General features: G+C 73.9%; 6 protein-coding genes and 1 pseudogene. 2 read left to right on the forward strand and 5 right to left on the reverse strand.

Annotated features, from left to right (window positions below):
- Positions 1–30 precede the first annotated feature (30 nt).
- Positions 31–849 carry a creatininase family protein gene (locus tag ACFYW5_RS24535; protein WP_389419207.1) on the forward strand — a complete coding sequence of 273 codons (819 nt, stop codon included), beginning with the start codon at positions 31–33 and terminating at the stop codon, positions 847–849.
- Between the two features lie 41 nt (positions 850–890).
- On the opposite strand, the pseudogene ACFYW5_RS24540 reads toward ACFYW5_RS24535, so the two are convergent.
- The 5 genes and pseudogenes from ACFYW5_RS24540 to ACFYW5_RS24560 form a co-directional block, all read right to left on the reverse strand.
- Positions 891–1,796 (reverse strand): annotated as a pseudogene (locus ACFYW5_RS24540) (lysylphosphatidylglycerol synthase transmembrane domain-containing protein); the annotation flags it as partial.
- Positions 1,793–2,863 carry a methyltransferase domain-containing protein gene (locus ACFYW5_RS24545; RefSeq protein WP_389419226.1) on the reverse strand — a complete coding sequence of 357 codons (1,071 nt, stop codon included), beginning with the start codon at positions 2,861–2,863 and terminating at the stop codon, positions 1,793–1,795. The pseudogene ACFYW5_RS24540 and the gene ACFYW5_RS24545, both read right to left, overlap by 4 nt.
- 77 nt (positions 2,864–2,940) lie before the next feature.
- Positions 2,941–4,122 (reverse strand): glycosyltransferase family 4 protein, encoded by a 1,182-nt coding sequence (locus tag ACFYW5_RS24550; protein ID WP_389419208.1) that lies wholly within the window; start codon positions 4,120–4,122, stop codon positions 2,941–2,943.
- Entirely contained in the window at positions 4,119–4,517 is a 399-nt protein-coding gene (locus ACFYW5_RS24555; RefSeq protein WP_389419209.1) for a 6-pyruvoyl tetrahydropterin synthase family protein, read from the reverse strand. The genes ACFYW5_RS24550 and ACFYW5_RS24555 overlap by 4 nt, the downstream gene beginning before the upstream one ends.
- A 114-nt stretch (positions 4,518–4,631) precedes the next feature.
- Positions 4,632–5,612, reverse strand: a complete 981-nt coding sequence (locus tag ACFYW5_RS24560) for a zinc-binding alcohol dehydrogenase (protein ID WP_389419210.1) — start codon at positions 5,610–5,612, stop codon at positions 4,632–4,634.
- Positions 5,613–5,719: 107 nt separating this feature from the next.
- Between ACFYW5_RS24560 and ACFYW5_RS24565 the strand changes: the two genes are divergently transcribed.
- Positions 5,720–6,472: a CDP-alcohol phosphatidyltransferase family protein gene (locus ACFYW5_RS24565; protein ID WP_389419211.1), complete on the forward strand. Its 753-nt coding sequence runs from the start codon at positions 5,720–5,722 to the stop codon at positions 6,470–6,472.
- Positions 6,473–6,557 lie beyond the last annotated feature (85 nt).

Below are 6,557 nucleotides of genomic sequence, written 5' to 3' on the forward strand. Positions count from 1 at the left end.
TCCTCAGCAGAGACGAAGGGCCGTGAAAAGATGAGTGGTTCGGAAATACGGTCGGCACACGGTCTGGTGCCGGCGGACACCACGGAGGACGTACGGGCGCGCGGGGCGGGCGTCGCACGGCAGGTGGCCGTCCTTCCCGTCGGGAGCTTCGAACAGCACGGCCCCTTCCTGCCGCTCGCCACGGACACGCTCGTCGCCTGCGCCGTCGCACGGGAGATCGCCGCCGCGTACCCGGTGCACCTCCTCCCTCCGGTGACGATCTCCTGCTCGCACGAGCACGCGGCGTGGCCGGGGACCGTCAGCATCTCCTCGGTGACCCTTCACGCGGTCGTCCGGGACATAGCGGAATCGCTGCGCCGCTCGGGCGTGGAGGCCCTGGTGGTGGTCAACGGACACGGCGGGAACTACGTACTGGGCAACGTCGTTCAGGAATCCTCCGCGCGCGGTGAGCGCATCGCGCTGTTCCCGGCCGCGGAGGACTGGGAATCGGCGCGGGAACGGGCCGGGGTCGCCACCTCGCTGCTGACCGACATGCACGCGGGGGAAATAGAGACCTCCATCCTTCTGCATACGCATCCGGAAATGCTGCGGCCCGGATACGAGACCTCCGATTTCGTCGCGGACGACCGGCGCCATCTGCTCTCCCTCGGTATGTCCGCCTATACCGATTCGGGTGTCATCGGCCGCCCTTCGCTGGGTTCGGCGGAAAAGGGCAAGGAACTGCTGGCGAGCCTTTCCGATTCCTTCGCCGCGTATTTCTCCGTGCTGGGCGCGGAGCAGGGGGACCGGCGCCGCGCGACCAGAACCAGCGCACCGGGCAGGCTCGCGGCCAGACACAGCACGCCGTAGACCACGGCGACCGCGAGTCCGCTGCCCGCGCCGAGCCCGGCGGCGCCGAACGCCCAGGCGGTGACGCCTTCCCGGGGTCCCCAGCCGCCGACGTTCAGCGGCAGGCTCATCGCCAGCAGGGCCAGCACGCCCAGCGGCAGGAGGACGGCGACGGAGGCGGTGGCGCCCGCGACGCGGGCCGCGAGGACGAACGTGGCGAGGTGTCCGGCCAGGACGACGGCCGACGACACCGCGATCCCGGGCCAGTTGCGGAGCGACAGCAGTCCTTCGAGGCCCTCGCGCAGGACGCGTCGGCGCCGGGAGGGCGGCCGGCTCAGCCGCAGGGCGAGGAGCACCGCCAGCGCGCCGAGGGCGGCGAGCGCGAGCAGCGGCGCGAGCTGGCGGGCCCGGTCGTGCACGGGGGACGGCAGGGTCAGCAGGACGACGGCTCCGACCAGGAGCAACGCGAGCTGTCCGGCGGCCCGTTCGAGCACGACCGAGCGGACGCCTCGGCCGAGGTCCCCGGCGCTGCGCCCGTGCCGGACCGCGCGGTGCACATCGCCCAGGACACCGCCGGGGAGGGCGGCGTTCAGGAACAGCGCGCGGTAGTAGTCGGCGACGGCAGCGCCGAGCGGCAGCCGGATCCGCAGTCCGCGGGCCACCAACTGCCAGCGCCAGGCGCTGAACACGGTGGTCACGGCCCCGACGCCGACGGCCGCGAGCACAGCCGGCGCATCGATGCGGCGCAGCCCGTCCAGGAAGGCTCCGGTGCCCAGGCGCCACAGGAGGACGGCGAGGATGGTGAGGCCCGCGGCCGTGCCGAGGTGGGCTCGCAGGGTGCCGCTCCTCGGCCGCGAGCGGGGGGCCTCGGCGGGCGGGGCGATGGCGGCCACCGGGACCGACAGGGACGTGGGCCTCGGCGCCGCGCGCACCTGCACGGCGAGCGCCCCCACCGCCTCCGCGCTCATGCCGTCGCCCCGTCCGCCGTGCGGGGCAGTGCCGGCAGGTCGCTGTGGTGGACCCCGTCCGCGGTGCGGGGCAGTGCCAGCAGGTCGCTGTGGTGGACCACGACCCGCAACTCGCCCGCCGCACACGCCGCCAGCCGCTCGCGGAGGTAGCGTTCGGCCGGTCCGCGCAGGTCCGGTCGCTGTTCCACGGCCGCGCCGACCCAGCCGCGCAGCCACTGCGCGGTGAGCGCGGACTCGCCGGGACCGAGCCGCCAGGGGCTCGCATGGACGCGGACCGTGGCGCCGCGTGCGGAGAACGCCTCGCAGGCCACCGTGATCGCGTCCGGGCCGAGCAGGTCGTTGCGCTTCTGGTGGGCGTTGAACGCCTCGGCGATCTCGCCGTCGAGCGGGTCGGCGGGGCTGAGTTCCACGCGTCCCGCGACCGACAGGGTCAGCAGCGCCGGGCAGCCGGCGCCGGTGCAGGCGGCGACGAGGGTCTCGACCTCCTCCCGGGTGAGGACGTCGAGCAGCGCGGACGCCGTGACCAGCGAGGCACCGGCGAGGCTGTCCGGGGTGAGCCGGGCGACGTCGCCGCGGCGGGTCTCGACGGTGACCCGGCTGCCGTCGACGGCGGCGCGCGGGGAGGCGGCGGCGGCGAAGTGCAGCAGGTAGGGGTCGCGGTCGTGCAGGATCCAGTGCTGGGCGCCGGCGAGGCGGGGCGCGAGCCAGCGGCCCATCGAGCCGGTGCCGCAGCCCAGGTCGTGGATGACCAGTCCGTCGGCCCCGCCCGGCGGTTCGGCGAGCCGGATCCGCAGCGGATCGAGCAGCTCGGCCGCCCGCGCGGCCCCGTCGGGCCCTTCGCGCAGTTCCAGCCACTCGGGGGCGTAGCGCGAGGGTTCCTCCGGGCCGGAGTCCCGCAGCTTGAGCGTGGGACGTTCGCCGGGGCCCGCCCCGGGGATCACCAGGTCCTCGCCCGCCGCGTCCCTCGTCCCGGGCCGCACCGCGAGCCACTCCGTCTCGTCCGGTGACGGCGGCGCCTCCGCAGGCCCCACGGGGTCCGCGGTGCGGCCGCCGTCCGCAGAGGTCATGTGCGGGTCGGCCGGGTCTTCCCGGTCCGCGGCCGTGCCGGTGCCGAGCCCCAGCCGTTGTGTCGGTGCCGTTTCCCTCATGCCGCCCTCCTGGGTTCGTTCGGCAGCCGGCCCAGTACCGCGGCCAGGCTGCGGGCCGTGGTCGCCCAGCCGTCGAGGGCGGCCCGGCGGCCCCGGGCGGCCGCCTTCAGGCGTCGTCGTACGTCCGCCTCGCCGAACCAGCCGCGCAGTTCGGCGGCGAGGGCGGCGGGGTCCTCGGGCGGGACGAGGATGCCGGGCACCCCGCCGTCGGGGGCGCGGCCGACCGCCTCGGGCAGCCCGCCGACGTCCGTCGCCAGTACCGGGATGCCGCGCGCGAGCGCCTCGGTCACCGCCATGCCGTACGTCTCGGCGTAGGAGGTGAGGACCATCAGGTCGGCGGCGGCGTAGCTGGCGTCGAGTTCGGCGCCGGCCTGCGGTCCCGCCAGCACCAGCCGGTCCTGAAGGCCGTGCTCACGGATCAGGGCCCGCAGTCCCGCCACGTACTCGGGGTCCTGGCCGAGGCCGCCCACGCAGACGCAGCTCCACGGCAGGTCGGTCACCGCCGCCAGCGCCTCGACCAGCCGGTGCTGTCCCTTGCGGGGCGTCACGGCGGCCACGCACAGCAGCCGGGAGACGCCGTCGGTGCCGGAGGCCAGGGGGGCGATGTCGGCGCCGGGGGCGGCGACATGGACCCGGTCGGGGGCGAGTCCATGGTGGGAGACCAGGCGCCGGACCGCCCAGTCGGAGGTGGCGATCACGGCCGGGACCGCCCGCAGCACCGTACGCTCGCGGGCGTCCAGCTCGGCGGCGACCTCGGCCGGCAGACCCGTCTCGTCGCCCAGCGGAAGGTGCACCAGCACCGCGATCCGCAGCCGCTCCGCCTCCGGTACGACGACCTCGGGCACCCCGCACGCGACGAGCCCGTCGAGCAGCACCACCGTGCCGTCCGGCAACTCCCCGAGTGTCCGCGCGAGTTCCGCCCGCGCCGCCGCGCCGGGCCGGGGCCACTCGCCCGGCACGGCGTGCTGGTGGACCTGCCAGCCGAAGCCGGGCAGGTCCAGACTCACCCGGCGGTCGTAGGCGTTGCCGCCGCTCGGCGCGGCCGGGTCGTCGACGCCGCCCGGCAGGACGAAGTGCACGGAGCGCAGGGACATGGGGACGATCTCGGCGTTCTTCAGGGCGGGATGCTGCACGGGCACGTAGGCGAGCCGGGCCCGGTCCACCGTCAGGTCGGTCACAGGGCACGCTCGTAACTCGCCCACGCGACATGCGACTCGTGCAGCGTGACGGTGATGCCGGTCAGGCCCTTGGCGCCCTCGCCGAGCGCCCCCTTGTGCACCCGCTCGGCGAGCCGGTCGGCGATGACCTTGGCCAGGAACTCCGTGGAGGTGTTGATCCCGGCGAAGTCGGGTTCGTTGTCGAGGTTGCGGTAGTTCAACTCGGCGACGACGGCGCCCAGTTCCTGGGTGGCAAGCCCGATGTCGACGACGATGTTGTCCTCGTCCAGCTGGGCGCGCCGGAAGGTGGCGTCCACCAGGAATGTCGCTCCGTGGAGGCGCTGCGCGGGTCCGAAGACCTCGCCGCGGAAGCTGTGGGCGATCATGATGTGATCGCGGACGGTGATGCTGAACAACGGACGACCCTCCAGGTGCGGCGCGTCTGACCCCCGGCTGATCGTTGCCGGGGATGTGGAGTAGTACGGCTCTTCGCTTCCCGTTGTTCAGCCGACTCTCACTCTTTTCTCAGGTCAGGCGCTCGTCCCGTACCGCACGCGGTGACACAGCGCCGGAATCTCCCCGGACGCGAGCCTCGGCAGCACCTGAGGCAACTCCTCGAACGCGCTCTCGCCCGTGACGAGGGCGTCGAGCGCCGGGTCGGCGAGGAGTTCGAGGGCGAGGGCGAGCCGGTCGGCGTAGGTACGGCCGGGGCGGGCCGGAGAGACGGTGCCGACCTGGCTGCTGCGGATGACGAGCCGGCGGGAGTGGAAGGCCTCGCCGAGCGGCAGGGTGACGGGCCGGTCGCCGTACCAGCTCAGTTCGATGACCGTACCTTCGGCGGACAGCAGTTCGAGCGAGCGGGTGAGGCCCTGCTCGGTGGCGCTGGCGTGCACGACGAGGTCGCACTCCCCGCGCGCGTCCCGCGGCAGCGCGAACTCCACGCCGAGCGCCTCGGCGGTCTTCGCCCGCGCCGGATCGGCGTCCACCAACTGCACCCGTACGCCCGGGAAACGGGCCAGCAGCGCGGCCACCGAGCAGCCGACCATGCCGCCGCCGACCACCGCGATCCGGTCGCCGATCAGGGGCGCCGCGTCCCAGAGCGCGTTGACGGCGGTCTCCACGGTGCCGGCGAGGACGGCCCGTTCGGCGGGGACGCCGGCGGGCACCCGCGTGACGGCGCCGACCGGGACGACGTACCGCGTCTGGTGCGGGTAGAGGCAGAAGACGGTGCTGCCGACGAGGTCCGCGGGGCCCTGCTCGACCTCCCCGACGCTGAGGTAGCCGTACTTCACCGGCGCCGGGAAGTCGCCCTCCTGGAACGGCGCCCGCATCGTCGCGTGCTGGCTCTCGGGGACGCCGCCGCGGAAGACCAGGGTCTCGGTGCCGCGGCTCACCCCGGAGTACAGGGCGCGGACCAGCACCTCCCCCTCGGCCGGGACCGGAAGGGTGACCTCCCGGATCTCGCCTTCACCCGGACTGCTGAGCCAGAACGCGCGTGCGGGTGGCGTCATCCGCATCCTCCTGAACGATCGGGAAGTGGTTCACGTACCGAGGTGTGCACAGGCCGCGCACAGTACGCGGCGTCGATCGACTCTGTCACACGGCCGGAGGATGTTCGGTGGCCCTGAACAACACGTATGACGCGAGGCTGGTCCAGCAGGAGACGGCGCTCGGAGCGGGCGTGCAGATCCTGGTGCTGGCGCTGCTCGGCACGGCGATCGGCATGGGGCCGGCGGGCTGGCTGACCGGACTCGCGTTCGCCGTCGCCACCTGGGCGGTGCTCTCCCGGGCCCTGCACCGCTCCCGGCTGCGTTCCTTCGGCCCCGCCAACCGGGTCACCCTCGGCCGTTCCATCCTGGTCGGCGGGGTCACCGCCCTGGTCGCGGACTCCTTCCAGAGCCCGCCGCCGCTGACCCTGCTGGTCGGTCTGACGGCCGTGGCCCTGATCCTCGACGGCGTCGACGGCAAGGTCGCCCGCCGCACCGGCACCTCCACCGCGCTGGGCGCCCGCTTCGACATGGAGGTCGACGCGTTCCTGATCCTGGTGCTCAGCGTCCATGTCTCGATGACGCATGGCCCGTGGGTCCTGCTGATCGGCGGCATGCGCTACGGCTTCGTGGCCGCCGCCCGCCTGTGTCCGTGGCTGAACGCCCCGCTGCCGCCGAGCACCGCCCGCAAGACGGTGGCCGCGCTCCAGGGCGTGTTCCTGCTGCTGGCGGCCTCGGGCCTGCTGCCGCACCTCGTCGGACTCGGCGTCGTCGCCACCGCTCTCGCGGCGCTGGTGTGGTCGTTCGGACGGGACGTGCTGTGGCTGCGCCGGACCTCGCGGGTCCAGCCGAGGACCGAGACCCAGGAACTGGTCGCTTCCTAATGCTGTTGTCAAGCTGCCGTAGTCGCTGGGGGTGTCACTTCGTAACACCGTCGGTCACGGATCAGAGCCCACAGGACGTTGACGC

This window comes from Streptomyces sp. NPDC002779, assembly GCF_042888685.1.
In the GTDB taxonomy this organism is placed as follows: Bacteria; Actinomycetota; Actinomycetes; order Streptomycetales; family Streptomycetaceae; genus Streptomyces.